Source organism: Paraburkholderia solitsugae, from assembly GCF_013177695.1.
GTDB classification, from domain to species: domain Bacteria; phylum Pseudomonadota; class Gammaproteobacteria; order Burkholderiales; family Burkholderiaceae; genus Paraburkholderia; species Paraburkholderia solitsugae.
Genome location: NZ_WOEY01000134.1, coordinates 86,915 through 110,618, shown reverse-complemented (window position 1 = coordinate 110,618; position 23,704 = coordinate 86,915). Strand labels below are relative to the sequence as shown.

At 60.6% G+C, this 23,704-nt stretch carries 27 protein-coding genes and 5 pseudogenes; 12 read left to right on the top strand and 20 right to left on the bottom strand.

The window, feature by feature from the left end:
- Window positions 1–69 precede the first annotated feature (69 nt).
- Window positions 70–387, top strand: a complete 318-nt coding sequence (locus GNZ12_RS34870) for a cupredoxin domain-containing protein (protein ID WP_407947746.1) — start codon at window positions 70–72, stop codon at window positions 385–387.
- A gap of 6 nt (window positions 388–393) precedes the next feature.
- Here GNZ12_RS34870 and GNZ12_RS34865 read toward each other — a convergent pair whose 3' ends face one another.
- Both GNZ12_RS34865 and GNZ12_RS34860 read right to left on the bottom strand, forming a co-directional pair.
- Window positions 394–567 carry a hypothetical protein gene (locus tag GNZ12_RS34865; RefSeq protein ID WP_172316517.1) on the bottom strand — a complete coding sequence of 58 codons (174 nt, stop codon included), beginning with the start codon at window positions 565–567 and terminating at the stop codon, window positions 394–396.
- A gap of 468 nt (window positions 568–1,035) precedes the next feature.
- The gene (locus GNZ12_RS34860) at window positions 1,036–1,176 is read right to left on the bottom strand and encodes a hypothetical protein (protein WP_172163275.1); all 141 of its coding nucleotides are present in this window, start codon (window positions 1,174–1,176) and stop codon (window positions 1,036–1,038) included.
- 1,674 nt (window positions 1,177–2,850) lie between these two features.
- On the opposite strand from GNZ12_RS34860, the gene GNZ12_RS34855 reads away from it, so the two are divergent.
- The 7 genes and pseudogenes from GNZ12_RS34855 (at window position 2,851) to GNZ12_RS34830 (ending at window position 6,234) form a co-directional block, all read left to right on the top strand.
- Window positions 2,851–3,195, top strand: a complete 345-nt coding sequence (locus GNZ12_RS34855; protein WP_172316516.1) for a DUF4148 domain-containing protein — start codon at window positions 2,851–2,853, stop codon at window positions 3,193–3,195.
- A 66-nt stretch (window positions 3,196–3,261) separates the two neighbouring features.
- On the top strand, window positions 3,262–3,597 hold the full coding sequence (locus tag GNZ12_RS34850; protein WP_172316515.1) for a DUF4148 domain-containing protein: 336 nt from the start codon (window positions 3,262–3,264) through the stop codon (window positions 3,595–3,597).
- 297 nt (window positions 3,598–3,894) lie between these two features.
- A complete protein-coding gene (locus tag GNZ12_RS34845) occupies window positions 3,895–4,215 on the top strand; it encodes a hypothetical protein (RefSeq protein WP_172316514.1) in 321 nt (106 codons plus the stop codon).
- A gap of 68 nt (window positions 4,216–4,283) precedes the next feature.
- Entirely contained in the window at window positions 4,284–4,406 is a 123-nt protein-coding gene (locus tag GNZ12_RS45135) for a hypothetical protein (RefSeq protein ID WP_268959075.1), read from the top strand.
- 107 nt (window positions 4,407–4,513) lie between these two features.
- Window positions 4,514–5,077, top strand: a pseudogene (locus tag GNZ12_RS34840) (chromate resistance protein ChrB domain-containing protein); the annotation flags it as partial.
- A pseudogene (locus tag GNZ12_RS34835) lies at window positions 5,074–5,397 on the top strand (chromate transporter); the annotation flags it as partial. The pseudogenes GNZ12_RS34840 and GNZ12_RS34835, both read left to right, overlap by 4 nt.
- 504 nt (window positions 5,398–5,901) lie before the next feature.
- A complete protein-coding gene (locus tag GNZ12_RS34830; protein WP_172316512.1) occupies window positions 5,902–6,234 on the top strand; it encodes a hypothetical protein in 333 nt (110 codons plus the stop codon).
- 95 nt (window positions 6,235–6,329) lie between these two features.
- On the opposite strand, the gene GNZ12_RS45790 is transcribed toward GNZ12_RS34830, so the two are convergent.
- Window positions 6,330–6,602, bottom strand: a complete 273-nt coding sequence (locus tag GNZ12_RS45790) for a GDCCVxC domain-containing (seleno)protein (protein WP_456238565.1) — start codon at window positions 6,600–6,602, stop codon at window positions 6,330–6,332.
- A gap of 188 nt (window positions 6,603–6,790) precedes the next feature.
- Here GNZ12_RS45790 and GNZ12_RS34825 point away from each other — a divergent pair, with 188 nt between their 5' ends.
- On the top strand, window positions 6,791–6,982 hold the full coding sequence (locus GNZ12_RS34825; RefSeq protein WP_172316511.1) for a hypothetical protein: 192 nt from the start codon (window positions 6,791–6,793) through the stop codon (window positions 6,980–6,982).
- 151 nt (window positions 6,983–7,133) lie between these two features.
- On the opposite strand, the gene GNZ12_RS34820 is transcribed toward GNZ12_RS34825, so the two are convergent.
- The 5 genes and pseudogenes from GNZ12_RS34820 to GNZ12_RS34800 form a co-directional block, all read right to left on the bottom strand.
- Window positions 7,134–7,937 (bottom strand): anti-sigma factor family protein, encoded by an 804-nt coding sequence (locus GNZ12_RS34820; RefSeq protein WP_172316510.1) that lies wholly within the window; start codon window positions 7,935–7,937, stop codon window positions 7,134–7,136.
- An 803-nt stretch (window positions 7,938–8,740) separates the two neighbouring features.
- Window positions 8,741–9,168 (bottom strand): annotated as a pseudogene (locus tag GNZ12_RS34815) (hypothetical protein); the annotation flags it as partial.
- Window positions 9,169–9,524: 356 nt separating this feature from the next.
- The gene (locus tag GNZ12_RS34810; RefSeq protein ID WP_172316509.1) at window positions 9,525–10,016 is read right to left on the bottom strand and encodes a hypothetical protein; all 492 of its coding nucleotides are present in this window, start codon (window positions 10,014–10,016) and stop codon (window positions 9,525–9,527) included.
- Between the two features lie 25 nt (window positions 10,017–10,041).
- Complete coding sequence (locus GNZ12_RS34805) at window positions 10,042–10,374, bottom strand: hypothetical protein (protein WP_172316508.1); 333 nt, start codon at window positions 10,372–10,374, stop codon at window positions 10,042–10,044.
- Between the two features lie 169 nt (window positions 10,375–10,543).
- Window positions 10,544–11,050, bottom strand: coding sequence for a hypothetical protein (locus tag GNZ12_RS34800; RefSeq protein WP_172316507.1), 507 nt, complete (start codon window positions 11,048–11,050; stop codon window positions 10,544–10,546).
- A 355-nt stretch (window positions 11,051–11,405) separates the two neighbouring features.
- On the opposite strand from GNZ12_RS34800, the pseudogene GNZ12_RS34795 reads away from it, so the two are divergent.
- Window positions 11,406–12,179 (top strand): annotated as a pseudogene (locus tag GNZ12_RS34795) (chromate transporter); the annotation flags it as partial.
- 212 nt (window positions 12,180–12,391) lie between these two features.
- Here GNZ12_RS34795 and GNZ12_RS34790 read toward each other — a convergent pair.
- The 4 genes from GNZ12_RS34790 to GNZ12_RS34775 all read right to left on the bottom strand — a co-directional run bounded on the left by GNZ12_RS34790 (window position 12,392) and on the right by GNZ12_RS34775 (window position 15,100).
- The gene (locus tag GNZ12_RS34790; RefSeq protein ID WP_172316506.1) at window positions 12,392–12,760 is read right to left on the bottom strand and encodes a VOC family protein; all 369 of its coding nucleotides are present in this window, start codon (window positions 12,758–12,760) and stop codon (window positions 12,392–12,394) included.
- A 206-nt stretch (window positions 12,761–12,966) separates the two neighbouring features.
- Window positions 12,967–13,257 carry a DUF1330 domain-containing protein gene (locus GNZ12_RS34785; RefSeq protein WP_172316505.1) on the bottom strand — a complete coding sequence of 97 codons (291 nt, stop codon included), beginning with the start codon at window positions 13,255–13,257 and terminating at the stop codon, window positions 12,967–12,969.
- 87 nt (window positions 13,258–13,344) lie between these two features.
- Window positions 13,345–14,094: an SDR family NAD(P)-dependent oxidoreductase gene (locus tag GNZ12_RS34780; protein WP_172316504.1), complete on the bottom strand. Its 750-nt coding sequence runs from the start codon at window positions 14,092–14,094 to the stop codon at window positions 13,345–13,347.
- Window positions 14,095–14,206: 112 nt separating this feature from the next.
- Window positions 14,207–15,100: a LysR family transcriptional regulator gene (locus GNZ12_RS34775; RefSeq protein WP_172316503.1), complete on the bottom strand. Its 894-nt coding sequence runs from the start codon at window positions 15,098–15,100 to the stop codon at window positions 14,207–14,209.
- A gap of 436 nt (window positions 15,101–15,536) precedes the next feature.
- On the opposite strand from GNZ12_RS34775, the pseudogene GNZ12_RS34770 reads away from it, so the two are divergent.
- Window positions 15,537–16,343 (top strand): annotated as a pseudogene (locus GNZ12_RS34770) (transposase); the annotation flags it as partial.
- A gap of 498 nt (window positions 16,344–16,841) precedes the next feature.
- On the opposite strand, the gene GNZ12_RS34765 reads toward GNZ12_RS34770, so the two are convergent.
- The 4 genes from GNZ12_RS34765 to GNZ12_RS34750 form a co-directional block, all read right to left on the bottom strand.
- On the bottom strand, window positions 16,842–17,060 hold the full coding sequence (locus GNZ12_RS34765) for a hypothetical protein (protein WP_172316502.1): 219 nt from the start codon (window positions 17,058–17,060) through the stop codon (window positions 16,842–16,844).
- Window positions 17,057–17,497 carry an SET domain-containing protein gene (locus GNZ12_RS34760; RefSeq protein ID WP_172316501.1) on the bottom strand — a complete coding sequence of 147 codons (441 nt, stop codon included), beginning with the start codon at window positions 17,495–17,497 and terminating at the stop codon, window positions 17,057–17,059. The genes GNZ12_RS34765 and GNZ12_RS34760 overlap by 4 nt, the downstream gene beginning before the upstream one ends.
- Window positions 17,498–17,910: 413 nt before the next feature.
- Entirely contained in the window at window positions 17,911–18,669 is a 759-nt protein-coding gene (locus GNZ12_RS34755; protein WP_172316500.1) for an SDR family oxidoreductase, read from the bottom strand.
- A gap of 62 nt (window positions 18,670–18,731) precedes the next feature.
- On the bottom strand, window positions 18,732–19,481 hold the full coding sequence (locus GNZ12_RS34750) for an SDR family oxidoreductase (RefSeq protein ID WP_172316499.1): 750 nt from the start codon (window positions 19,479–19,481) through the stop codon (window positions 18,732–18,734).
- A 95-nt stretch (window positions 19,482–19,576) separates the two neighbouring features.
- Here GNZ12_RS34750 and GNZ12_RS34745 point away from each other — a divergent pair, with 95 nt between their 5' ends.
- Entirely contained in the window at window positions 19,577–20,494 is a 918-nt protein-coding gene (locus GNZ12_RS34745) for an AraC family transcriptional regulator (protein WP_172316498.1), read from the top strand.
- A gap of 36 nt (window positions 20,495–20,530) precedes the next feature.
- Here GNZ12_RS34745 and GNZ12_RS34740 read toward each other — a convergent pair whose 3' ends face one another.
- The 4 genes from GNZ12_RS34740 to GNZ12_RS34725 all read right to left on the bottom strand — a co-directional run bounded on the left by GNZ12_RS34740 (window position 20,531) and on the right by GNZ12_RS34725 (window position 23,703).
- Window positions 20,531–21,214, bottom strand: coding sequence for a hypothetical protein (locus tag GNZ12_RS34740; protein WP_172316497.1), 684 nt, complete (start codon window positions 21,212–21,214; stop codon window positions 20,531–20,533).
- Window positions 21,211–22,617, bottom strand: a complete 1,407-nt coding sequence (locus GNZ12_RS34735; RefSeq protein ID WP_172316496.1) for a selenium-binding protein SBP56-related protein — start codon at window positions 22,615–22,617, stop codon at window positions 21,211–21,213. Before GNZ12_RS34735 ends, GNZ12_RS34740 begins: the two co-directional genes overlap by 4 nt.
- Before the next feature lie 205 nt (window positions 22,618–22,822).
- Window positions 22,823–23,260 carry a DUF6691 family protein gene (locus GNZ12_RS34730; protein ID WP_328806107.1) on the bottom strand — a complete coding sequence of 146 codons (438 nt, stop codon included), beginning with the start codon at window positions 23,258–23,260 and terminating at the stop codon, window positions 22,823–22,825.
- Window positions 23,257–23,703 carry a YeeE/YedE family protein gene (locus GNZ12_RS34725; RefSeq protein WP_172316495.1) on the bottom strand — a complete coding sequence of 149 codons (447 nt, stop codon included), beginning with the start codon at window positions 23,701–23,703 and terminating at the stop codon, window positions 23,257–23,259. The genes GNZ12_RS34730 and GNZ12_RS34725 overlap by 4 nt, the downstream gene beginning before the upstream one ends.
- Window position 23,704 lies beyond the last annotated feature (1 nt).

The following is a 23,704-nucleotide window of genomic DNA, read 5'->3' as shown; positions in this document are numbered from 1 at the left end:
AGCAACTGCATAAGCTTCGAGGAGATCATTGTGAAAAATCATTCGTTACCGAAATCCGTATTTGCGGTCGTGTTCTGCCTGGTAGCGTCTGGAGCTACAGTCACGGCGTCCGCACAAAGCGCGAGCGACTCTCTCGTGACGATAAAGAATTTGATGTTTTCGCCCTCGTCCGCCACGATCAAGGCCGGAACGACGATCACGTGGATGAATCTCGATGCGGAGCCGCACACGATAGTCCACGACGTAGGCGCCTTTGACGTGGGCCTCTTTCATTCGTATGACCTCGATCAAGACGACACGTTTTCGTACAAGTTCGACAAGCCCGGGATCTACAAGGTCTTTTGTGGGGACGACCCTGACATGAAGGAAACGATCACGGTTCAATGACTCGAACTATTGTGGTCTGAGCCGAGTAACGCCATGCATATCTGGACCATTGACGTACAGCGCGTCGACCGCGAAATCAATGGCTACGATGCCCTCGTGCCGCTTGTTGCGCGGATAATGCAGCTTCGGCCGTTTCACTGCGGCGCTCACACCATCGTCCATGGCAAAGTCGTACACCATCTATCCCTTCACGCACATCGCGCGTCCACGAATCCGTTGCCCGGAATAAGCCACGAACTTCCGCAGTCGACACGTAGCAGCCCCGCGAGGACACGAAGTGAGCGACGGCTACCCACACAACAGGCCGCAATTCACCACACGTCTGGCACTCACGATCGTGATAGCGACATTTGCGGCCGTTGAAACGCTGTGCCCGAGGCAATCCGCTTGATCTGGAAAATGCCGGCCGCTCCCGCATCGAAGAGCGGCACGAAGCTCCGGTAAGGCCTTGATCGGTGCCACCTTCGCTGGCTGATGTGGAACGCGCTTACGGCCATGAAGTCATCTGGCGTGCGCCGTCGCGATCGCGCTTTACTGCGGACAGTCTGCCGCGTATTGCTCCCAAAGTCGGCGCTGCGCCATGTTGAGATTGTCGGAAAGCTGGTTTTGCCGTTGTAACGTACGCTACTGTGGCGCGCAGGCAACCGGTCAGTAGCCGCCCGCGCTACCTCCGCTGCTGCCCGCGTTGGACATACCCGCGCCACTTTCCGACGAGCAGCCGGATGCCAAAGACGAAAGTGCAAGCGCGAAGACGATGAATAAAGTGGAAAGGATGCGAGACTTGTTCATTCTGAACTCCTGCAGGTTTGAACGTTCTGTTTGGTGACACCGACAGTGGCTGATGCGCTGTACGTTCCGTCGCCAGACTTGGGTCAGGGTTAAAGTCGAGATGGCAAATGCGGCACCGATAGCGCCGCCATCAAACATAACTCCCGCGAGCCGCGATTTATTCCGGGTGTTGCGCTCTTATATGTTCCCTGGTTCGGCGCGAACGACTTGTTCGCCATTCAAACGCCACTGACGACATGATCTGAGCAGGGCCGGGTGAGCCCACCTGCCCCAATGCAACCACATTGACAAGTTGCGTTAGGTTGCCGTAATGGCAATTACGCAGAGGATCGCGGCGTGAAGAGTGCGAAGCCAACCTACACGAAGGTGTTCGCTTTCAAGTCCGCAACGGCGGGATTCTCGATAATATTGCCAACGGCGCGCCGGCCGTACACCACGCTGCGCCGGTTGCCAACCGCTGCAACCAGGGAACGCGTACAGGCAGCACCACATAGGGCGGTTCGTTTCGCAATGACGCGGACATGGCACACAACGCCTGCAGGGCCCTGTCAAGCGCGCGATACTCCCCTGACTGTTCCGCCGTCTGCGACGCGTCGGAACGGTCGCCCGCGTGCCAGCGAGAAGTCGGTCAATAGCCGCCAGCCACCACGCCGGAACAGAACTGCAGCCTTTGCGAGGCCCGTCGCATCCCGGCACGCCCCGGCCCCGGTCTTCCGGCCTCGTGGTTGTTCATCAGCAGAATTCCGGCGGCGTCAGTAGTTCTTCAGAAATTACTGAAATTCATCGTCGCCTTTCGTGCGCGGGCTTGAGTCGGTCGGCGGATTGGCGTCTGACGAAGCGTTGCTGTTCCCGATCCCATTGCAATACAATCGCCCGAGCCGTCCGTATGGCATAAGCATTTCACTCGGCCCCGCGCCGCCCAAGCTTTTCCGTCGACGAGCCCGCTCGATGACGTAGGCCTCAGTCTGCGTTGCTGCCCTTCTGGGGCGACCCTCAGCAATCCACGAATCCAGCAGATCAGTTGCCTCCAGCGGTAGGTCCCAAACCATGGGGCGCGGCGCGCACCTGTGCAGTGGCCAAAGCATGCTAGCGCCAGCCGAATCAAGGATGGCCATGGTTCCTCACCCGACTTGCAATGGTCGGCGAGATCCCGTTGCGACTGGCTTGGAACGTCCTCTGCTTGCCTCTCCTCGTCGTCCATCTTCGTATCCTCCGCGCTTCCAGCGTATGAGCGGTATACCGGAGAGTGGGCCGGTTTATTCCAACGATGTGCCACGTACAGCGCACGAAGTTCGGGTCCAATGCTTCCGTCGTTCGTGCTGACGCATTGGATATCCGACGCTGCCACTTCGGATCGAACTGATAGAGGAGCGCCGAGTCGCTGAGGGCGATCCTCGACGTGGCGCCGTACAGCTGCGGTGAATACGTCGTCAGTGGTGGAACGACCCGATGCCGCCATGGTCCTGCTGGAGCAACTCGCTGCGCGACGCGTTCGTCAGTGCCTCATGTTTTGTACAAAACCATAGAAGCCGTTGGAATAAGCGGCGCCGGTCCCAGGTATACCTTTGCGTGAGCAGGCCTCGTGACGACTACAGCGTTTCGGCCCACTCACATTGAAGCGCGCGGAAAAAATGAATCACCATTTCATTCTCATCGTCTAATTAGGAGTCTAAAGTGATAAATCGAATCGTGATTGTTTCCCTGATTCTCTACGCCGGAGTAGGGATTTCCACCAGCGCGCCGGCTCAAGAAAAGACCCGAGAGCAAGTGCGTCAGGAATTGATCGAAGCCGAAAGCAACGGTTTGAATTCTGCCACCGACGCATCATCCACCGACGTCGCCCCGATCTCTGAAGAGCAAGCCGCCGGGCTCAAGCACCAAAAAGACTACGGCGGTACGGGCGCCGAAATGACAGGCAGGAGCGACGCCGGTCACATCAAGCGCAAGACGTCTCCATCCGCCTCACCGGCCTGCGTCGGACCGGTTAGCTTCTGCGATATTTTTTTCGGCGGCTCCTGAGCCGGATGTCTCCGTGTCTCACTCGTTCCCCGGCAAACCGGTCCTTTATTGGAAGGAATCCAGATCATGAAACAACTCGCCCTGCTGACGTTGACGCTCAGTGCGCTCGTCAGTTCCTCATTGACTTTTGCGCAGTCCGCGTCCGTCCCACTTACCAGAGCACAGGTACGCGCCGATCTCAAAAGACTCGAACAAGCCGGATACAATCCGGCGGCTGAAGACGATGCGAACTACCCCGCCGATATTCAGGCTGCGGAGGCGAGAGTCGCCGCCCAAAACGCTGCCCAAATCGACCAGCAACGGGCTGTCGAGTCCATGGGCGGAACGCAACAGTACGGCTCATCCGAAACAGGGAAGCCAACCGCGCAGACTCCTGCGCGCTCGATCGATTTCGGACACTGACTTCGTCAGGCCGTCGATGTGCGCACGATGCGTCGCCTCGCATGCTCCGCACCTGGCGCAAGCTGCCTGTATGACGCGGGAATAAACATCAACCAGGAACGGTCTTCCTCGGTAAGCCTGCCGACAGACGCGCCCAAACGAGCCGCTGTCTCAGTGCCGGCTCGACCCGCTAATTATCTAGCAATCCTATATGAATCGGTGTTTTGCACGTGCCATCGATTCGAAGTACGCATATGTGGGAATCAAAGGGGAGCGTGACGCACGCCCCTCGTGCAACGGCCATGCCGGGAGATCGCGATGAAAAACTCTCTGTTGCTTGCCAGTCTGATTTCAGGATCGGTTTTGTTCTCCATCGGCTCGAGCGCTCATGCTCGACCGCCTTCCGCACAAGACGACGTCTATTCACCGGAGAATAGCCTTGCGCTAATGCCGAATGCTCCGCTCGGGAGCGCATATCCCACGCATGGAGCCAGGCAAGCGGGTGAACTACCGCTGAACCCTGACGATCCGCGTGCGCAACTGGCAAACGGCTTGCCCAACAACACGCAATCCGGTGGCTATGGCTCACCGCTTGCCGGGGCGCGTCGAGCAACGGTTGTGCCGCCCGGAAATCAATGACCGTCCTCCACACCGCACCGACCACCAGCAGACGAGAGAATGACTCATAAGTATGAGGAATCGACATCATGAAGACCATCAGGCTGGCCTATCTGGTGCTGCTGACCGGCTTGGCGTTGGTCTCGCTGTTTGCCGTCGCCCCCGCTCAAGCCGGTGCATTCGGATTGGCGTTCACGCAGCCGCGTCAGTAGTTCGTGCGCTTTGCCGCGGTCGACGACAACACAAATACCTTGACCGTCTGGAAGATGCCTTTCGAGAATGGTGGGCAATGATGCGCGATGGAATGACGCGCAATCCGGCATCGACCGACGCCGAAGTCGCCTGGGAAGACGTTGTGGCGCTCGCGGAAACGGTCCCGTCACCGGGTAAGCCGCATGCCGCAGAGCGGGCCATCCGGCCGTTATGGCGCGACGAGTACCAGGCCCGCACAGGGGCAACCCGGCAAAGGCTATGGGTCGACCGTGTCGCAAGCGCATGGCTGATCCGTCGCTTCATCGACCCGAAGATGCGATTCCTCTGGCTGGATTCGCCAGAGGCCTGCCCGCCGGATGCACTCGGATTCGACTTCGACGGCGCTGCCTTTACGCAGGTCGGCGTGCGCGTGACGTTTGAGGTACTACTCGTGAGTTTCGGCCTCGACGACGACGCGGCGCTTCTTCGGCTCGGTGAAATGGTGCACGCGCTCGATGTTGGCGGAGCACCGGTGCCCGAGGCGATCGGCTTCGAAGCGGTGATGGCTGGTGCTCGGCAACGCGCGTTGGACGACGATCAACTGCTCGATGAGATGGGTCGCGTGCTGGATTCAATCTACGCAAACTTTACGGCGAGCACAAAAAACAGCAACGCGGCGGGCCGGTCATGAACACCACGACGGCGACCTCGCCCGGCTACACGCTCGGCCAGATGGTCCTTTATATGCTGCGGCTCGGCACCTTCGGTTTTGGCGGCCCGGTGGCGCTCGTCGGCTACATGCACCGCGACCAGGTCGAGCGCCGGGCCTGGATCAGCGAACAGGACTACAAGGATGGGTTGGCGCTGGCTCAAATGATGCCGGGTCCTTTCGCAGCACATCGTGGCATTTACCTCGGCTACGTACATTACCGCGTCGTCGGCGCAACGGTGGCCGGTATCGCTTTCGTCCTGCCTTCGTTCCCCCTGACCGGCTTGGGTCATGCGTTCTTTGACGCGCCACGTTCCAATGATTCCCGTTGGCATGAGACCGGTCGACGAAGGTTGACGCGAACGGGTTGAGCGACGGCGCAGCGTTAGCACTTGCCCAGCAACGATCTTTGCCCGGAAAATGGAATAGACCACTGCGGCAAACCGTTTATACGACATATCCGAACCTGCAGCAGACTTCGATGAGCAATCGACAATCGCACCTCATTCGATCCAACAGCGGACTGCTGCGCGCGGCGCTTGAAGGTAAGCCGTTGCGCACACGGGAGCGAAGAGAAAATGTGGGGCTTGAGGGATTCGGCGACCTCGTTTTGTCACACGCGGTAACGAAATTCCCCTGCACGGCCCCCGGACATGCATGCCGCGTCGCGGTCTAAATCTTTAGCGGAGTCGTTCCGCCGTATTAGATGAGGTCTTACCGTGCAACACATGATTTTTCCCCCTTTGACGGGGATGTTTGCAGCCGCGGTGCTGGGTGGCTGTGCCGCAGCACCTTACGACACATCGATGAATTCCTGTGATCAGGCGTACATGATGACGAATCCTGCGGGCGCCGAATATTACTGCGGTCCCGACTATGAGTATCCCCTGTACGGAGGCGGCTTTCTCGGTTTTGTCGATATCGACCACTTTCATCGTCATGACCATGACCATGACTTCGATTTTCATCGCGGCCCTGACCATGATCGTGACGTTCATCACGGCGGCGCCATGGCACGCGGCGGGCACGGCGAAGCGCGCGCCGAAGGCCACGGCGGCGGGCTCGGCTCGAGTGGTTTCGGCAGTGACTTTCAGCCGTCGGGAGCGAGCGGATCGCACGGGGGTGGCCCGCACAAGTAGCCGGAATTACACACCAGACAGCACCTTCACCATCCTCCGCTCGTACGCTCCGTACGTCCGCCCTTCTCCACGCCTTGTCTCTCGGCCGCTCTCGACTATTTGAGTGCGACCAGGAAATGCTTGCACATGGCATGGTGATGTGTGACGCACTCTACGCGTGGTGTCGCGATTGCCAGAGCGAAACGCACGGCAATGCCGCCAGCAGCGTAGACCGCATGCGGGTCAGTCAACGCAGCAGCGGCCTGACTGCTCATACGGCACCGGTTGGTGCCGTATGAGCAGTACACGCAACAATCTCCAGGTTCCGGCCTGAGCACTGCCTTGCAATTCTCGCATTCGGGAAGCCACACGCAGGCGTTGGTGGGCATCGCCTCGTCTTTCCTGTGTCCGAACACCGGACACGTGATGGTGGAATCCAGCACAACCGAAATCATCACTGCGGCTGCCTTACATGAGACGGATAATGCGGCTTCGCCACTGGGCCACGGGTGCTGAAGATCGAACAGCAGTCTCACACGCTGGGCATAGTGCGCTGGTGGCCTCGACGGAGCGGTCCATGTCCAGGCACAAGCAAGCGCACGCCGTGCACGTTCATGAGTTCGATGCGGGTCGGCTTTTCAGTCAGTCCCTCTTCACGAAAGCTGCGGGCATCGTGCTCGACGGTGCGCGCGATGAACTGCAGGCCGAGATCGCGGACACTATGGCGAATCAGGGAGAGGATCTGAGCGTCGGTGAGGGACAGAAGTGAGTGGTTTTCGATCCGCGTTCGCAACGACGTCGCCTGTTCGTCAGCCGTGAGACACCGGAACTGATCGACGTCCGCGCGGTTGCCTGCCAACCCGCAGCAGGCAGCGTGTCCCGGTTTGCTGGATGATCGGAAATGCGAACTCCGCAAAGCATCATGGGTTCAAACCGTCGCTGGCTTCCCGGCTTCTGAACGCCCGCCCAAGCATGCTGCATGCGTCGATCGCCATGGATCGCAATTGCACCGTGGAGATCTGGCCAGTCAGCGCGCATCCCGTCCCCTGACTCCCCCAGTAGAACGTGCTGCGATTGCCGTTACGAAACAGGCGGAATGCCGTCGCGCCCTTTGGAACTGCTGCGACGTACATCGTGAGCCGGATGCCGGCCGCGTTCTGATACATGAATTGCGCGGCGGGACCGGACTCGCCGGGCAGCAGACGACCGCCAACCAGCGAATACCCGTAGTCCCGAAGCGAAGGCACCGACAACCGCTGACCGAGGCGCAGTGACAGCCAGTCGACCAGCTGATCGCGTTGCGGCGCCGCTACCTCCACGGGGTGGCGTTGCTCAGGCGCGTACACCGCGAAAGCGATGTCGGCGCGCTCCGCGAACACGGATGGATCGGCCGCGAAATTCGCCGACACCCAACCGGGCGACGAGCCGAGCGCGACGCCCATAACCATGCAAGCTGCCGCCACACCGGCCTGCCGCCACCACGGCGTCCGGTGTCGCACGACAATACATCGCGCACCGTCTCGCGGATTTCCGAACAGTACAGTCAGCGCAGCCTTTTGCGCGCGGTAACCGGCCACACGGTCGGCCGCCCCGCGGTCAATCGTCATCCGGACGAGTGTGGCTGAGCGTTCCGTGGCGGACAGCTCATTGTCGGCAAACGCCGATAGCGGCCGCAGATCCAGCGCGTTCGAGCCTTGTCTCCCCCAATCACTATCGTCGTTCATGGCGCGTTTCACACTACCCCGGTTCGGTGCCTCGTAAAAACGGAATGTCGCGCATGGGCCAACGGCAGGGCCCGGCGTTGCCCGACGGGCATGCGATGGTGCCTGCGATGCACGTCGCGCAGGACCAGCCTGTCGCGCTCGCCCGGCCTAACTGTCTGGCTTCGATACTCATGGAAGTAATCCCGACCCCTGCGACTCCACCACAGTCATCAATATCCGCCGCTACCGCCACTGCTACCGCCACCGTTGTTTCCACTGCTGGACGTTGTGTCGCCATGCGTGCTCGCGTCCCGCGAGCATCCCGCCACGGCAGCCGATAAAACAATCAGGAATGCTACCAATAGTCGAGTCGCTTTCATTGTCATCTCCTCTGAGCGCGGTCTCGCCAGGTGCCGTATGCCCTTCGAACCATCACCATTCCTGGAACCAGATTCCCGGTCCATCGCAAACCCGGACGGGCGGTTCCCTTTGTATGTCAGACGGCCCTGTCATTTCCATACGCGAGCGCCCGCGGCCAGTTCCCGGCGCAGCCGCGCCCAGCACGCACCCTTGCCGGGTAACGGTGTACTTGCAACGGCGTAATGGGTCTGGCTGCCTTCGCCGACCCATTTTCCCGCGCTTGGTCTCCGCCAGGTCGGCAAGCCCGCAGCAGCGAGGCTCGCACAGGCGGCCTGCGGATCGGGGCTCCTGGCATAACGCCTACTTCGCGCTCAGGAACGACACATCCCGGTACGGAGTGGGCTCGAAGCATCGCGCGCCACTGTCGTTAATAAACGTGTGGGGGGACCGTTCTATTCCGCCAGGGTGAGGTAAAGGTCTGCTGGCAATGAGCCTTCGACAACGCTATCGACGTTCGCATTCGTCATCGTGCTGTTGGGACCCAGATCCCAGGGATGGTGCCCCTCACCCGTGCCGCCACCGCTTCCGGGAAGAGCAGTACTTCGGTGGCGATCAGCTTGCCGTCGGCTCCCGTCATCGCTGCCGTGCCCACAAACGATCCGACCTTGATCTCAGACAGCTGGATCGCCTTGACTGCCGAGACCGTCGCGGCAGGTTGGACTTCGATGGAAACGGTCTCGCCGCTGCGGCGATGCACCTTCAGGATATCGCCGTCGAGGGACATGATCTCACCACGGATGTGTTCCGGCTTGACAACTGGCGTCTGTGCGAGCGTTACGGAAGCGAACGCGAGCGTGGCCAGCGTAAGGGCGAGTTTGATGCGAACTAATATGGATGTTCCGCGTATGTCGGTTGAGACGAAAGTGAATCGAGCTGGCTCCCCCCGAACAGGTTGTACCTTTGCTTCGCGGTTCGAGCGTCGCTGAGCGACCTTTTTTCAGTCGTTCGCATGACTCGACAGCAAACATTCGCAAACTTCGCTGAACGGCGCGATCCAGCCCAGCGAAGACGGTTTGGACTTCCGCTCTGCGATTATCTTTTCTATCTTCAGAATGGTCGCGGAGAGTACCTGTCTCGTTGCATCTTCCGGGATGATTCAGTATCCCTCGGATACTTCCCGTGTTTGACAGAATTGTGGAGAATCCTGTCGTGTTCCGATTCTATACAATGCCTGTTCGAGCGTCAGCCTCAACTCGCCGGAGGAGGTGGTGGTGGCGGCAATACATAGGGCCGGCCCCCCGGCGCGACCATCATGTGCCCGCGGACCGGGACGCGATCGCCGGCGGCATACATGCACTGGACATACGAGTAGTCGTAGCGGCGCTGCACGTCGTAGGCTGAGCCTTGTGCTGCGCCCACGCCGAACGCGCTCCCGACGAGCAGGCCGGCACCCGCACCTACGGCCGCGCCGGCGCCTCCATTGAACGCCGCGCCCGCCGCCGCGCCGAGTGCTGTTCCAATGGCTGCGCTACCCACCGCGCTCGCGGTTGCCGCCTGGTTGGCCGACACTCCGCCCACCTGGCTGAACGCAAATTGCCGGCATGAGGCGTCGTCTGCGCGGAACTGGTCGAACGTCTTTCCGGTACCGGGCAACGCCATCACGCTCGGAGCGGTCGGTAGAACGGAGCACCCGCTGACACAGGTCAGCGAGGCAAGCAGAACAAGTCTTAAATACTTCATGGCGCTTTGAACAGCCAGTTGATTGTCAACGGGAAGATGCGGGCTGCGGAGACACCTCACGCCACCCGCCGGGGCACTGCTTCACGTAGGGGTAATAGGCCTTGGACGCATCGCAGTAGTACCAGGCGCCGCTGTACTGGCCCGGGCCGGCTGACGGCTGACCTTGTTCCACGTAGTTCACCGGAGCGGCCGGCACGGCGACGACGGGCGGATAGTAGTAGTACGGGAGCGGAGCGAACGGATAGAAGAAAGGGGTGCCAACGCCGACAAAGACCCGGACGCGCCCGGCATCTGCGGACCCGGATACGCAGGCGGCGGCCAGCACCGCCAGCGAGACGAAAATCTTCAGGCTTTTCACGACAAACTCCTCAATGGACGTGCTTGCCGTCAGCGTCAAGCAGACGTCTTTGCCGGCTAACGGCGACCGGCTGCCCTACTGCCCCCGAATGGCTCTAATGCGTTCCTGAGCGGCCGCGCTGGACGATCTCATATGAGTGTTGCGAGAGGCGCGGATAGGGAAAGGTGGACTAGCGCCGATGCGTTCCGCCGAACCCATGCATGCCACCGAATCCCCTCATCCCACCGAAACCACGCATACCACCGCCGGGGAATCGATGAAAGCCCGCTCCAGCTGATGCGAAGTGAACGTGCCCCATCTGACGAAAGTGGTCGAAGTGGTGGAAGTGATGGAAATGGTCGACAAAGATAAAGCTCACGCCCGCACCAATGAATATCGGCGGTCCCCACCACCAGGGGTCGGGATAGGGATAGGCTGCAACGGGGTACCACAGCACGCTGCCATCCGGGCTTTGCACAATCTGCCAGGTCCCATCACTTTGCAGGCACGCACGTCCGACGACCTGCTGCATCGTCCCATCGATTTCTGCCTGCCCGACAACTGCGCGGCAATTCGTGCTGTCCGTGCTGTCCGTGCTGTCGGCCGGCACCGGTTGATCGTCATAGGTTTGCGCGAGTAGAGGCGCAGCGAAGCCGAGACAGACGAGCAATGTCCCGAAACGAAGCAGTTTGTTCATGATGTATGGCCACCTGAATCCCCGACGTTTTCGACGTCGTGTCATCGGCGTCACCCAGCACATCGGTGTGCTTGCGCAAATTCACGCCGCGGGCTTAGCTGCGGTAATGGCTTGCCGCTCGGGACGTGGTTGCCTGATGGGTAAACGATGAAGCACGCCGGCTTATTCCAGCACTGTGCGTATCACGCGGACCATACCAAGGAGAGGGTGATGGGGTAAGCAACGCACCGGACACCGGTCTGACACATGAACTGGTCGTGCTAAAAACGGACCTGACCGCCGATAAGCCGCGCGTTGAAAACGTACAAGTGCCAGAAAGCCAGTTCAAAATGGATGGAGGGGTGGAGGACATGACGCGTTCATCGCCATTGTGGCGCTGAGCATTCTGACGACCGTATGCGCGCAGCTCATCGTTATCGGCCTCGGTGCTGTGCTCGGCCTCGCGCTGTGCCAGACGACGAGATCGTCAGACGCCAGTCGCGTACCACAGCACACTCACGAAATCCGAGTTTCCCGCACGGTGGGTGCTGTCGCGTTGATCCTCTTCTGTGTCCTGCTGCTCGGACTTCCAGCGCTGGTCGGACTCCACGCGGGTCAGGCGGTCAAGGTCTTCGAAACCTTCTACCGCTCGGGTGCTCTGGTGTTTGGCGGCGGTCACGTCGTGCTCCCGCTTCTGCAACAGCAAACCGTCGCGACCGGCTGGATCTCGCCAAACGATTTTCTTGCAGGCTACGGTGCCGCGCAGGCAGTTCCAGATCCCTTGTTCACGTTCGCCGCATTTCTCGGCTGGATGATGGCCGAAGCGCCGAATCACTGGGCCGGCGCATTGCTCGCTACAGCGGGCAATTTCCTCCTAGGTCTGCTACTCGTGCTCGCGGCGCTACCCTACTGGCAAGCGCTGCGCGCCCGCCCGTCGATGGCTGCACTGCTTGCCGGGGTGAATGCTGCAGTCGTCGGACTGCTGGCCACCGCGCTGTACTCACCGGTATGGACCAGTGCGGTTCTCTCGGAGCTTGACTTTGCCATTGCAGCCATCGGCTATTTTCTGCTGACGCGCTGGAAGGTCCCACCGTTCGCTGTCGTTGTGCTTTGTGCGCTGGCCGGCGTTGCGGAGGCGACCTTGCACTGAGTCGATGATTCCCTTGGGAGCGGGAAGTACTCGCCTTGGCGCAAATGCCAAAGGTGATTGCCGGAAAGAATCCGTTCATCCGCTCATCGATACTTTCCGTAACGTCCCCATCGACAAGCAATCCAAGATACTTTGCGCCTCGCCCTCGCTACGGGAATGCCAAGGGCCGGGTTATGGCGGCTGGCCTCAGATGGGTAGATGGCTCTTACCTTTTATTTGTAGAGCCAAGGCTTATAGGCAATCTCGATGTTGTATCCGTCCGGGTCGCCGATGTTCGCCGCGAAGTAGTCGGCACGCCATTCGGGCCGAAGGCTCGGTTCCTTGTTTGAAGTAGCTCCCGCGTCTATCGCCGCCTTGTAGCTGGCCCTGACAGCGTCCGCGCTCCTGGCGGTGAATGCGACGTAAAGGTCTTTGGCGACTTCGCCATTCTTCAGCCAGAAACCCGGATTGCTATTGATCGCGAAACCGTGCAGTTGATCGAACTTGTAGGGCATGTCGATGCCAAGCGGCTCAAGCGGCTTCTTGTAAAATTCGCTCGACCGTTCCAGGTCAGAGACGGGGAGATAAATATGGTCAATCATGGCTTTCCTCTTTTCGTTTGACTTTGACAGCCCCGATCAGGGCTCTGCTAAATCCTCATCCGGCAAGTTAGTTTGCCGGGGTCAGCACACCTCGGCGAAGCAGACGCGAATCTCCACGCTGGCTCCTCCCAGGCGGCGAAGTGGTCCCCGGTCCAGGATGAGGGTGAAGGGGGTGATGGCGTCATTGAGCATGCATTTCTTCTCCGTCAGCTGACACCTTCAACAATGAGTCCGTGATAGATCGCCCCGTGCTTGCGGTGCTTGGCGACGTTTTGGTAGGCCTCGCTGTAACACCAATCCTTTGCGGCTTTTACGCTCGGGAATTTCACAATGACCATTCCCTCAATCGGATCACCTTCAAGGACTTCGTGCTTTCCATCGGCTACGAGCACTTCGATAGGATGATCCTTCATCGTTGCTTTGATTCCAGTCCGATATTTTTCGAGCTCTTTTTGATCGATGGATTTAATTCTAGTGAAGACAATGTACGCGGACATGATCGTTCTCCTACTTTGTTAATCGATTACCGAAATTCCAATGAAAACCCTTGAGCCGTAGCCCGCGTTATTAACGAAGAAGGCGTTTTACCTGTTGCCGCCGTTCGCGAAGATGATTTGTCCCGTGAGCCAGCCCGCATCATCCGAGGCAAGAAATACGGACACACGTGCGATGTCCTCGGGTTGGCCGACGCGGCCCAGCGGAGTACTTGCGATTATCTGCTTCTTAAACTCCGTTCCCATGACGCCTGCCGCGTGCGCACCCTCCGTTTCGGTTCCACCGGGACTGAGAGCGTTAACGCGGATTTTCTTGGGGCCGAACTCTTTTGAGAGCACGCGCGTCAAGCCATCGACAGCGCTCTTTGACGCCACGTAGATCGAAAGGGCCGGGTCGGCAGCGACACTCTCCGTCGATCCGATGTTGATAATGCTGCCGCCTTCCGCACCGAAGGCCGGCAATGCGGCTTCGATCATGAGGAACGTGCCAAGCACATTCGTGTTGAACTGACGGTGAAACTCCTGCTCGCTGAACTGCTCGAAGGGCGCAAACGAGAAGACGCCCGCGTTGTTCACGAGCACATCCAGACGGCCGAAGGTATTTTTCGCCTCCGCGACGAGGCGTTGCGCGTCGGACCTCTGCGCCACGTCGCCTTGCACGGCGATAGCTCGCCCGCCTTTGCCGGTGATCTCGCGCACCACCCGTTCGGCACCCGCTTGATCGCGCGCGTAATTCACGATCACCACCGCGCCTTCCGCGCCGAAGGCTTTTGCAATGCCCGCTCCGATTCCTTTTGAAGCGCCTGTCACTATCGCAACCTTATTGTCGAGCCGTTTCATGATGCATCACCTCGTTTGAACACCTTGTTTGTCGGTGATGCAAATCTATCAATTCCACCAGGCGCGGACTAGACGTTAATTCTGGATAGCATCGATCCCATTGGGGAATGGATCAGTCGTCCATTTCGGCGAGCAGCTCAGCGAGAAAGTCAACAAACACGGCGACTTTGCTGGGCAGACTGCGGGACGCGGGTCGCACGGCACTGATCGGAATTCTCGCCGGCTCACAATCGCGCAGGATTCGCCGCACGGTTCCGGCGCGTATGTCGGCCGCAAAAAGCCAATATGGCGCCTGGGTGATGCCGAGGCCGGCAAGGACCGCGGCGCGTTGCTCTTCGCCATCATTGGTGCGAAACGATGCCGCCGCCTGATGGGATACCACCCCGGCGCGGCTGGAGAAGGTCCAGGGTCGCGGTCCATCCCGTGAGACAAAAAACACGCCGTCGTGGCGCTCGAGATCGCTCGGTCGCTTCGGCACTCCTCTGCGTTCCAGATAGTCCGCAGACGCTACGGCGACGAGGGCGAACTCGCCGATCTTGCGCGCGATAAGGCTAGAGTCCGCAAGGGCGCCATTGCGAATGGCGAGGTCGATGCCCTCGTCAACGAGATTGATCGTCCGCTCGGAGACGAGCGACTCGACAACGACCTTGGGATAGCGAACGCGGAACGCAGGGAGTTGCGGCACGACATAGAGTCGAGAGAAGGCGGGCGCGGCGCTGACACGCACCACGCCGGACGGCGAGACCTGTCCCGAACCGATGCGGGATTCCGCTGCCTCGAGATCGCTGATGAGTCGTACGGCGGATTCGTAGAAGTCGCGCCCGGCCTCGGTCAGGCTCAGGCTGCGGGAGGTGCGCATAAGAAGCTGCGCACCGAGATGTTCTTCGAGCGCGGCAACCTGTTTGCTGATCGCCGGCTGCCCTGTCCCAAGCTCACGCGCAACCGCTGAAAAGCTCCCGCTTTCTACGACGCGCACGAATATCTTGATGCCTTCGAGTCGATCCATCCGATCCTCCTACGGGGAATCGGTTATCTTACTAAGGAATAGATCATGCATGATCATGGGTAAATCTATTCCGGAATTGAGGGGGCCTTTCCGGGCCGTTTTGCGGCTCTTGTGACGAAGCATGAGGTAGTTACCTTGGGAAAGCTCGGCGAGGAACGTGCCCAGGCTCCCGGCCGTGCGCCCGTCGCCGCGATGTCCGGCTTCCAGATAGCGGTCGTTCACAACTGTCCGGAACGGGTCGATTCTGTTGAAAAAGTCGTCGTCGATGCGGAATGTTGGGTATCCTGGGAGACATCGAACGACGGGAGTGAATCGTCATGATGGGTCGACTGGACAGCGGACAGGACAAGCTCTTCTACTCGTTCGACCTCGACAACCACGTCCCGCAATCGCTCCGGTGGCGACAGATACGGATGAGCCAGCAGCGTCTTCGACGCCTCCAAAGAAGATATCCCTGGCCGATCCTGCTGCACGATGGACGGCCGCACCGGGTGGTCCCGCGTTCTTTGCCTATTCGACGAATTACCTGATTGATCTGCAGGCAGGGATCATTGTTGATGTTGAAGCGACGCCGGCGAACCGGTCACAGGAGGTCGAATCAACCAGGACAATGATCAATCGTGTTGAACACCAACGGGACCTGAAGCCTCGCCGGCTGGTAGGTGACACCGCATACGGCACAGCAGCGCTGCTTGGCTGGATGGTTGAACAGAAGCACATTGAGCCACACGTTTCAGTCTGGGATAAAACCACTCGCAAGGACAATACGTTCTCGCGCAGCGAATTTATCTGGAATGAACAGGCCAACGAGTATCGATGTCCTGCGGGGAACGCGCTACGCAGCGACTGGCGTCCATTCAGGAATGCCCGCACACACGTCACGAAAGCCGACACCATCGTCTACCGAGCGAGCCAGATGGACTGTGACGGCTGTTCGATGAAGGATCGATGCTGTCCGAATACGCTGTTTCGCAAAGTCGTGCGCAGCGTCCATGAAGCTGCACGCGATGAAGCGAGGCGCATCGCGGCAACCCCAGAATACAAACAGTCGCGCCGACAGCGAAAGAAGGTGGAAATGCTCTTCGCTCACCTCAAGCGCATCCTCAAACTCGATCGCTTGCGACTGCGTGGTCCGAGCGGTGCTCATGATGAGTTTCTGATGGCAGCAACTGCGCAAAATCTGCGAAGAATGGCCAAGTGGCTCACGCCTGAAGGTAAGCAGGCAAACCAGGCAGCTACATGACGAGAAACGGGGGGCGTCTCACGTTGCAAGACCGCCGCCTCGCTGAACTCTCCAACTCGAAACGTACTGCCAAAGCCAGCACCCCAAACCAAAACGCGACTTTTTCAACAGTATCGGCCGACCTCCACCCGACACAGACAAACCGCGAAGAATTTTCGAAAATCGCTCGATGTTCCTGGCCGATTCAGTGGGACGTGCCAGTCGCGGGCCCTGCGGCGCTCACTAAAACAGCGGCAAAGATTCGACGGTGGCCTGGCGCCGACGGCGCGGAGGCCCGGATCGACTCGTTCGTGCGGCACCTTTCTCGCCGACCGATCCGAGGTGCCTATTAAGGTCCGAAAGTACTTTGCAGACAGACCTGCGATCGGGGATTCCCACCAATGCCAGCTCAAGCCGGTCTAGCAGTACCGGCAGACTCAATTCTCCAGTTACCTTTCCTGCTAACTTCCGCTTCCGCATAAGACCGCTCCCTAATCGGGCAAACGCCGCCTGATGGAGTCACCACAAATCCTCAAGATCCAGCGACATCTGTTTTTTCACCTTGGCGTTAACCGGTGCGCCGGATGCATCTCCCTTTGGCAACGTCAGTTTTAGCACGTCGAGATGGAAAATCACATCGCCACAGATCCGGACAAAGCCATCATTCCCCCGCTTCGAGCCCTCGGTGCTTTTCGGGACAGCGATGCTGCCCACGACCTCCTCTGCCACGCTGTTCACGCCGCGTCCGCCAGCATCGAGTGACGACACTCCGTAGCTGTACACCGGCACGCGTACTGCGCCCGAACGTCTGCATCCAGCGGATCGTCAGTGGCCAGCAGATATTCGATGAACAGTTCTTCGCCGGGCTCGATGGCACGCAGCGTGTGGATGAAGATGCGGCCAGCGACTTCGATGGTCTCGCAGTTGGGCGCGCACGCGTGATTGAGCCACCGCGCACTATTGCCGTCACGGCTGCCATCGATCACGCGGCCGTCCGACAGCCCAAAAAGAAACGTATGTCCTTCGACGCCTTCGCGTTGGTGACGGCGCACCGCGTTCCGCCACGAAGTGATTTCACCTTTGTACTCGAGCACGCGCTCGCCTGCTGCGAGTGGCATCACTGCGAACACACCCCTGCCGTGAACTGACGATCGCCGGACGATCACACGCCTCATACTGTTACCTCGACTGATATGCGCGCCAGTATAAAAGAGGCATAAATCCGCATCCACACCGACGTGATGCGTCACTTGCGTCAGGGTGGCGACACCGGGCCGTGGAATGAAGCTGGAAGTTCAGGTTGCCGCAACCAGTCTGAGGTTGCCAGTGCGACCGACCGGAGAAAGTGACGGACTAGAACAGCTGGGCGCAGAGCTCGCGCAGGCTGTTCCACTGCACAGTGCTGACAAAGGATCTGCCCGCAGTATCGAGAGACTCGATCATCGCGCGTTGCCCACGCGCTTCCGCGACAGCGCGCACGATGCGCGTCCGGTAGCGCAACAGCGCATCGATTGGTGGACACGAGACTTCCCGCCTGATTACTCTCGCCCAATCCATCGATCCCTTCGATCACGCGCTCGAGACTACATCACCACGGGATCGCTTCGTTTTCCCAGCGCGTGAACGTCCCTGTGGGACCATCCGGGCCCAGCAGCGCGACGCGCACCGCTTCGCGAGCGCCCTCCTCGACAGTCTGCGTGCCCGCATATCCGTTGAGGTTCGTCCTGGTAAAGCCCGGAGAGACGGCGTTGACCTTGATCCCCTCCGGCTCCAGCTCGATTGCCATGGCGACCGTCAAAGCGTTGAGCGCCGTTTTGGACGCAGGATAGACGAGGCCGAAGATCGCACGGTAGGCGAAGGCCGGATCTGAGTTGGCCGTCAGCGACCCAACGCCGCTCGACACGTTGACGATACGGGCACCGGGCGTCTCGCGCAGGATCGGCAACATCGCCTGGTAAACGGCGAGAACACCGAACACATTGGTGTCCCATACCGCGCGCATTTCATCGAGCGACACGTTGCTCGGGCGGGTTGTCTTGACGTACTCCTCGACGGACTGGCCGGGCAGCCTGCTCGTATTCGAGATGGCTGCGTTCTGGACGAGCACGTCGAGGCGGCCAAACTCGTTGCCCACGCGCTCCGCCGCTGCGGTGACCGAAGCCCGATCCGTCACGTCGAGCTGAAGCGCAAGGGCGTCCGGCCCAACCTCCTGAGCCGCAGCCTCGCCGCGCTCGAGATTGCGCGACCCGACCAGCACCGTGAAGCCGTGTGCCGCGAGATCCTTTGCAATCTGAAGACCGATTCCCTGATTGGCCCCGGTGATCAGGGCGACGGGTTTGTCCTGCATGGCAATCTCCTTGTGGTATTGCGCAGTTGCGCGCAGAAATTCAGGGCGGTGGCGCCGGCCGGTTAGCGAACCTCGGCCGCCCATGCTTCGGCGTCGGCGCCGGCCGGGATGCGCATCGGCGATGACGGGTCGGTCGCCGCGCGCCACACGGCTTCGGCGACGTCCTGTGCATGGGTGATCGGGGCAGACGTATCGCCCATTCTCGCGACGACGCTCTTGACGAGATCGGCATAGGCCTCGTGGTTGAAGCCGTGTATGTGGGCACGCGCGTTCTCTCCGAAGCGGGTCTCAGGAGCACGACCCGGCAGCACCAGGTGCGCCCGCACGCCGAACTGCTCGAGCTCCAGCGCCATCGACTCGGTGAATGCGTTCACCGCCGCCTTGCTCGCGCGGTACGCGGCGAGCAGAGGCAGTGCTTTCAGCGTCACGCTCGACGTGACATTCACGACGACACCGGCCTTGCGCTGCCGGAACTGGGGCAGCACCGCTTGCGTCAATGCGATCGTGCCGATGGTGTTAGTTTCGAAAAGCTCGCGTACCGTCGCGATCGGGGTGAGTTCGGCAGGGGAAGCCGCGCCGAAGCCCGCGTTGTTGACGAGGACGTCGATCGGGCCTGCGGCCTCGACAGCCTCGCGAATGCTTTCCGGATTGGTGACGTCGAGCGCCAGCACGCGCAAGCGGTCTGAAGGCGGTAGCACGTCGGCACGCGGTGTACGCATCGTGGCGACGACCTGCCAGTCGCGGGCTAAGAAGTAGCGAGCGATCTTGAGGCCGAATCCGGAAGAGCAGCCGGTGATCAGTACGGTTTTCATGGGAAATCCTTTGTTTGGGTGTGCCCATACGATAGATCTCTGAGACCGTACTCGCTACAATCAATCATCCGAATTTCATTTGCAGGAGTCCGGCGATGATCGATCCCTTAGCCGAAGTCGTGACGCTGCTGCAGCCGGGTGCCCGGTTCTCCAAACTCGTTCTCGGCGCCAGCCCCTGGCGCATTAGCCGCTCGGATGCCGGCCAGCCGTTCTATTGCGTGATTCTCGAGGGCGGGTGCCGTATCGCGATCGACGGACACGAGCCGATCGAACTCCTGTCGGGTGACTTCGTCCTGATTCCCGCAGCCTACGGCGTCGCGATGTCCAGCCTCGAACCCCCACCGCCGGGTGTCGAGACGCTGGCGCCTGTCGCGCTGGGCAACGGTGAATTCAGAATCGGCGCGCCGGGCAACCCGATCGACTTGCGAATGGTGGCGGGCCATTGCAGCTTCGGTTCACCGGATGCGTCCCTGCTGGTTTCGCTGCTGCCGCAATTCGTCCATGTCCGCGGCGAACAGCGGCTGGCCACGCTCGTGCAACTGGTGCGAGAGGAAACGCGCGAGCAGCGGCCGGCGCGCGAAGTCGTGCTCTCACGACTGCTGGAGGTGCTGCTCATCGAGGCGTTGCGGTCCACGGCAAAAACGAACGCGTCACCGGGCCTGGTGCGCGGGCTCGCCGACAGCCGGCTCGCGGCTGCGATCCGCGAGATGCACGAACACCCAACGCACGCATGGACGGTTGCTGAGCTCGCGAAGGAGGCCGCACTCTCGCGCTCGACGTTTTTCGAGCGGTTCAGCCGCGCGGTTGGCGTCGCGCCGATGGAATATCTGCTCACGTGGCGCATGGCACTCGCGAAGGACCTGCTGCGCCGCAACGCAGGTCGTATCGCCGAGATTGCGCTGCGCGTCGGCTACAGCTCCGCCAGCACCTTTAGCGTCGCCTTCACACGGCACGTCGGCCGGCCGCCTACGCAGTATGCCCGCGAGGAGCAGGCCGCCGCGAACGGCGCGTAGGACGGGTGACGCGCCGTGGGTCGAAGCCTTCTGCTATCACCCCGTGCCGCCGGGTACCGCGGTATTGAACGCCAATGAGAGCGTGCCCACCAGAATGAGGCTCGATGCCCAGACTGCGTCCAGATTGAACCAACTCCGTGACACGAACTTCAGCCCCAGGTAGCGGTAGACCAACCAGGCCAGAAGTCCGCCGATCATGATCATGGCGGCGGCATGGACGCCGGAGACAAGCAGCGCCATGCCCAGATTGGCATCGATCAGGGTCCGCGCGGCCTGATGCACTCGATCGATGTCGTAGGACCGGCAAAGGCCGAGGTAGATCGGTACAAGCATCAGTCCCGCGCCGTGCGCGATGGCAACGGCGAAGGACCAGAGTGCTAGCCGCGACGGTGGAATCCGCGCGAGTACACGCGGATGGCGCCGCCAGATCAGAAGGAAGACACCGAAGCCGATGACCAGCACACTCGCGCCGATCTGGATCTCACGCTGCCAGGCGAGCAGGATCGCAAGCATGGCGAAGGGCACCATGACCACGAACATGGCCAACACGTGCCCCGCCGCGAGATAAAAAAGCGCGGAGAACAGCGACCGTGCACGTCTGTCCATCAGCCCGCTCGAAACAGCGAGCGGCCATCCCATCGCCGGGTTGAGCCCGTGATAGAGACCACTCGCCGCGACGGCTAACCAAAGACCGGTCTGCGGCCAGCCGCTCCCGATCAAATCCCCACCGATGGATAGCAGAACGAATCGGTCGAGCAGTCTCCGCCTTCGAGCCGGATCTGGTGAGCCCGGTATCCGTCGGGAAAGGCGACCCAGTAGTCGTCGGCCAGTGCAAGGCCGCCACCCGGTTCGGCCCGGGCCATGACCTGTGCCGCCGGCACGCCGTCCGGGTAGAACTGGTTGTCCCACGTCGAGTAGAGCGAGTTGGTCCAGTAGACCCGCTTGCCGTCGCGGCTGATCTCGACCATCTGCGGACCACCCGCAAAGGTTTGACCGTTCGGGTGGGGCGTGCGCCGTACGATCCCGCCGATGTGGACTGATCCCGTGAGCTTCGGTTTCCGGGGGTCCGTCACGTCGTACTGGCGCATCTCGCCGGTTCCCCAACAGGCGACGTACAGGAATTTGTCGTCGATGGAGAGATCGATATCGGTGACGAGCGGCGGCACCGCGCCGAATCCCTGAAGCAACGGTGGAAGCAGTTCCGTGGCTGCGGGCTCGGGCGGGATGGTCGCGGTCTTCTCGATGTGGAACTTTCCCCCTTCCCGCCACCAGGTCCAGATCGACCCTTCAAGGTTCGTCGTATCGACCACCACGCCGATGAAGCCGTACTCCCGGCTGGGATCGTGCGCAGGTCGCACTTCGAGTGCCATCTGGTGGTTGGCGCCGAGGTCGATCGTCTGCACGTTGCGCCTCGCCCGCAGATCCCAGAAGTGGATGCGGTGCCCATACTTGTTCGACAGAAGATCTTCGGGGACGATCCCGTTCTCGAATTGCGGCGGCAACGCCCACTCGCTCGACACCATGTAATCGCGCGGCAGGTTCCACCAGAAATCGTAGTGTTTCTCCTGCGGCCCGCGGTCGATTTCCCAGCGGCCGAGGACATCGAACGTTTCGCAGTCCATGATGAAGATGCCCGGAGGGCCGTCTGTCCCATCCTTCCCTCCGCCACCGAGCGTGCTGATGTAGATGCCTTCAGGCCCGCAATGGACCGTATGGGGACGCGAATAGCCTGTCTTCCGGAAGATTTCCTCGGGCTCGATGATCTTGTGGATTCGCGCCTGGGTCGGATGGGGCTTGGTGTCCACGATGTAGATGCGCGACGAGCGCATCCCCGGAATGATCAGATAGCGCCGTTCGAGGAACGCGTGGCCGGTCAGCGGCGACAGTGACGACGAGCAGGCATTCCATCCGAAGTGGTGAAATTCGTCCCCCTTGTTCGGCACCGGCACCGTGTGAACCACCTGGCTGTAGGTCGGCGATCCGGGCTTCACGTCGACGACGGCAAGCGCGTCGGGCTGCGAAAAATCGGGGCTGAGCAGCAACGTGTAGGCGAAGTCTTCCGCTGGCGCATCCATCGCGAGTTTCGGCGATGCATGGAACGTAGGATCTGGACGCATTCCCATGATGGGTTCCTCCTGTCGATCTGGTTCGGCGCCGGTAGCGGCGAGAGCATTCCGGTCTGGTCAATACGATCAAACAGCGATCGTAGCAATGCCAGATCGCACGGATAAGCGAGCGTTTCAACTATGCTTAGCAGGCTAGAGCATAACGATGAAAACTGCGTTGAGAATCAGTGCACATCCGGGTCGACGATCATCGGCAAAACCCTCACGGAAGACGAAGCCGACTCCCCAGGCTCGTTGTGAGCCGGTACAACCACCACCCCGCCACCATGGCCGGCAGGAAATAGAGCGCTTCCGTGTCAGGGGCCGCGAACAGTGCGATGGCCGGGCCGGGACAATAACCGGCAATGCCCCACCCTACGCCAAAAATCATGGCGCCGGCAATCAGCCGACGGTCAACCCCCTTCGTTGTGGGCAAATCGAAGGACGGCGCCAATAGCGGCGCCTTGCGCCGCAGAATGAAATGGAATGCCACCGTCGCAACGGTCACTGCGCCGCCTAGTACGAGTATCAAACTCGGATCCCACTTCCCGGCGACATCGAGGAAGCCCAGCACTTTCAACGGGCGTGTCATGCCTGACAGCGCGAGGCCCACGCCGAACAGGAGTCCACTGATTAAACTGACCAGATAGCGCAGCATCATTGAACACCCAGCATGTGACGCACGACGTAGGTCGTCGCGATACCCGCAGGCAGAAAAGTCAGCGTGGCAACGAAGGAGCGCGGAGAAAGCCGGGCGAGACCGCACACGCCATGACCGCTGGTGCATCCCCGCGCGAGCGCCGTACCAAACCCGACGGCCAGGCCACCCGCGATGAGCAGGACCGGCGGAAATCCGGGACGGCTATGCGGCAGGGTCACCGCATGCCCAGCGTCTTTCGCAACGACGTAATACAGCCACGCACCGGCGACGAGCCCGGCAAGGAACAGCGCGCGCCACCAGAATGCTTCGCGGTCGCCGGAAAAGAGGCCACGAGCGATACCGCTGATGCCGGCGATACGCCCGTTGAACCAGAGCAGCAGCGCGGCCGAGAGTCCGATGAGCACACCACCGGCCAGCGCGCTATAAGGTGTAAACGATTCCATC

What these genes read in the sequence shown, in the direction of transcription:
- GNZ12_RS34865 (WP_172316517.1), bottom strand. Translation starts at nt 567, where the DNA reads ATGGTGTACGACTTTGCCATGGACGATGGTGTGAGCGCCGCAGTGAAA.
- GNZ12_RS34860 (WP_172163275.1), bottom strand. Translation starts at nt 1,176, where the DNA reads ATGAACAAGTCTCGCATCCTTTCCACTTTATTCATCGTCTTCGCGCTT.
- GNZ12_RS34850 (WP_172316515.1), top strand. Translation starts at nt 3,262, where the DNA reads ATGAAACAACTCGCCCTGCTGACGTTGACGCTCAGTGCGCTCGTCAGT.
- GNZ12_RS34845 (WP_172316514.1), top strand. Translation starts at nt 3,895, where the DNA reads ATGAAAAACTCTCTGTTGCTTGCCAGTCTGATTTCAGGATCGGTTTTG.
- GNZ12_RS45135 (WP_268959075.1), top strand. Translation starts at nt 4,284, where the DNA reads ATGAAGACCATCAGGCTGGCCTATCTGGTGCTGCTGACCGGCTTGGCG.
- GNZ12_RS34830 (WP_172316512.1), top strand. Translation starts at nt 5,902, where the DNA reads ATGAATTCCTGTGATCAGGCGTACATGATGACGAATCCTGCGGGCGCC.
- GNZ12_RS45790 (WP_456238565.1), bottom strand. Translation starts at nt 6,602, where the DNA reads ATGCCCACCAACGCCTGCGTGTGGCTTCCCGAATGCGAGAATTGCAAG.
- GNZ12_RS34825 (WP_172316511.1), top strand. Translation starts at nt 6,791, where the DNA reads ATGTCCAGGCACAAGCAAGCGCACGCCGTGCACGTTCATGAGTTCGAT.
- GNZ12_RS34820 (WP_172316510.1), bottom strand. Translation starts at nt 7,937, where the DNA reads ATGAACGACGATAGTGATTGGGGGAGACAAGGCTCGAACGCGCTGGAT.
- GNZ12_RS34810 (WP_172316509.1), bottom strand. Translation starts at nt 10,016, where the DNA reads ATGAAGTATTTAAGACTTGTTCTGCTTGCCTCGCTGACCTGTGTCAGC.
- GNZ12_RS34800 (WP_172316507.1), bottom strand. Translation starts at nt 11,050, where the DNA reads ATGAACAAACTGCTTCGTTTCGGGACATTGCTCGTCTGTCTCGGCTTC.
- GNZ12_RS34790 (WP_172316506.1), bottom strand. Translation starts at nt 12,760, where the DNA reads ATGATTGACCATATTTATCTCCCCGTCTCTGACCTGGAACGGTCGAGC.
- GNZ12_RS34785 (WP_172316505.1), bottom strand. Translation starts at nt 13,257, where the DNA reads ATGTCCGCGTACATTGTCTTCACTAGAATTAAATCCATCGATCAAAAA.
- GNZ12_RS34780 (WP_172316504.1), bottom strand. Translation starts at nt 14,094, where the DNA reads ATGAAACGGCTCGACAATAAGGTTGCGATAGTGACAGGCGCTTCAAAA.
- GNZ12_RS34775 (WP_172316503.1), bottom strand. Translation starts at nt 15,100, where the DNA reads ATGGATCGACTCGAAGGCATCAAGATATTCGTGCGCGTCGTAGAAAGC.
- GNZ12_RS34760 (WP_172316501.1), bottom strand. Translation starts at nt 17,497, where the DNA reads ATGAGGCGTGTGATCGTCCGGCGATCGTCAGTTCACGGCAGGGGTGTG.
- GNZ12_RS34755 (WP_172316500.1), bottom strand. Translation starts at nt 18,669, where the DNA reads ATGCAGGACAAACCCGTCGCCCTGATCACCGGGGCCAATCAGGGAATC.
- GNZ12_RS34750 (WP_172316499.1), bottom strand. Translation starts at nt 19,481, where the DNA reads ATGAAAACCGTACTGATCACCGGCTGCTCTTCCGGATTCGGCCTCAAG.
- GNZ12_RS34745 (WP_172316498.1), top strand. Translation starts at nt 19,577, where the DNA reads ATGATCGATCCCTTAGCCGAAGTCGTGACGCTGCTGCAGCCGGGTGCC.
- GNZ12_RS34735 (WP_172316496.1), bottom strand. Translation starts at nt 22,617, where the DNA reads ATGGGAATGCGTCCAGATCCTACGTTCCATGCATCGCCGAAACTCGCG.
- GNZ12_RS34730 (WP_328806107.1), bottom strand. Translation starts at nt 23,260, where the DNA reads ATGATGCTGCGCTATCTGGTCAGTTTAATCAGTGGACTCCTGTTCGGC.
- GNZ12_RS34725 (WP_172316495.1), bottom strand. Translation starts at nt 23,703, where the DNA reads ATGGAATCGTTTACACCTTATAGCGCGCTGGCCGGTGGTGTGCTCATC.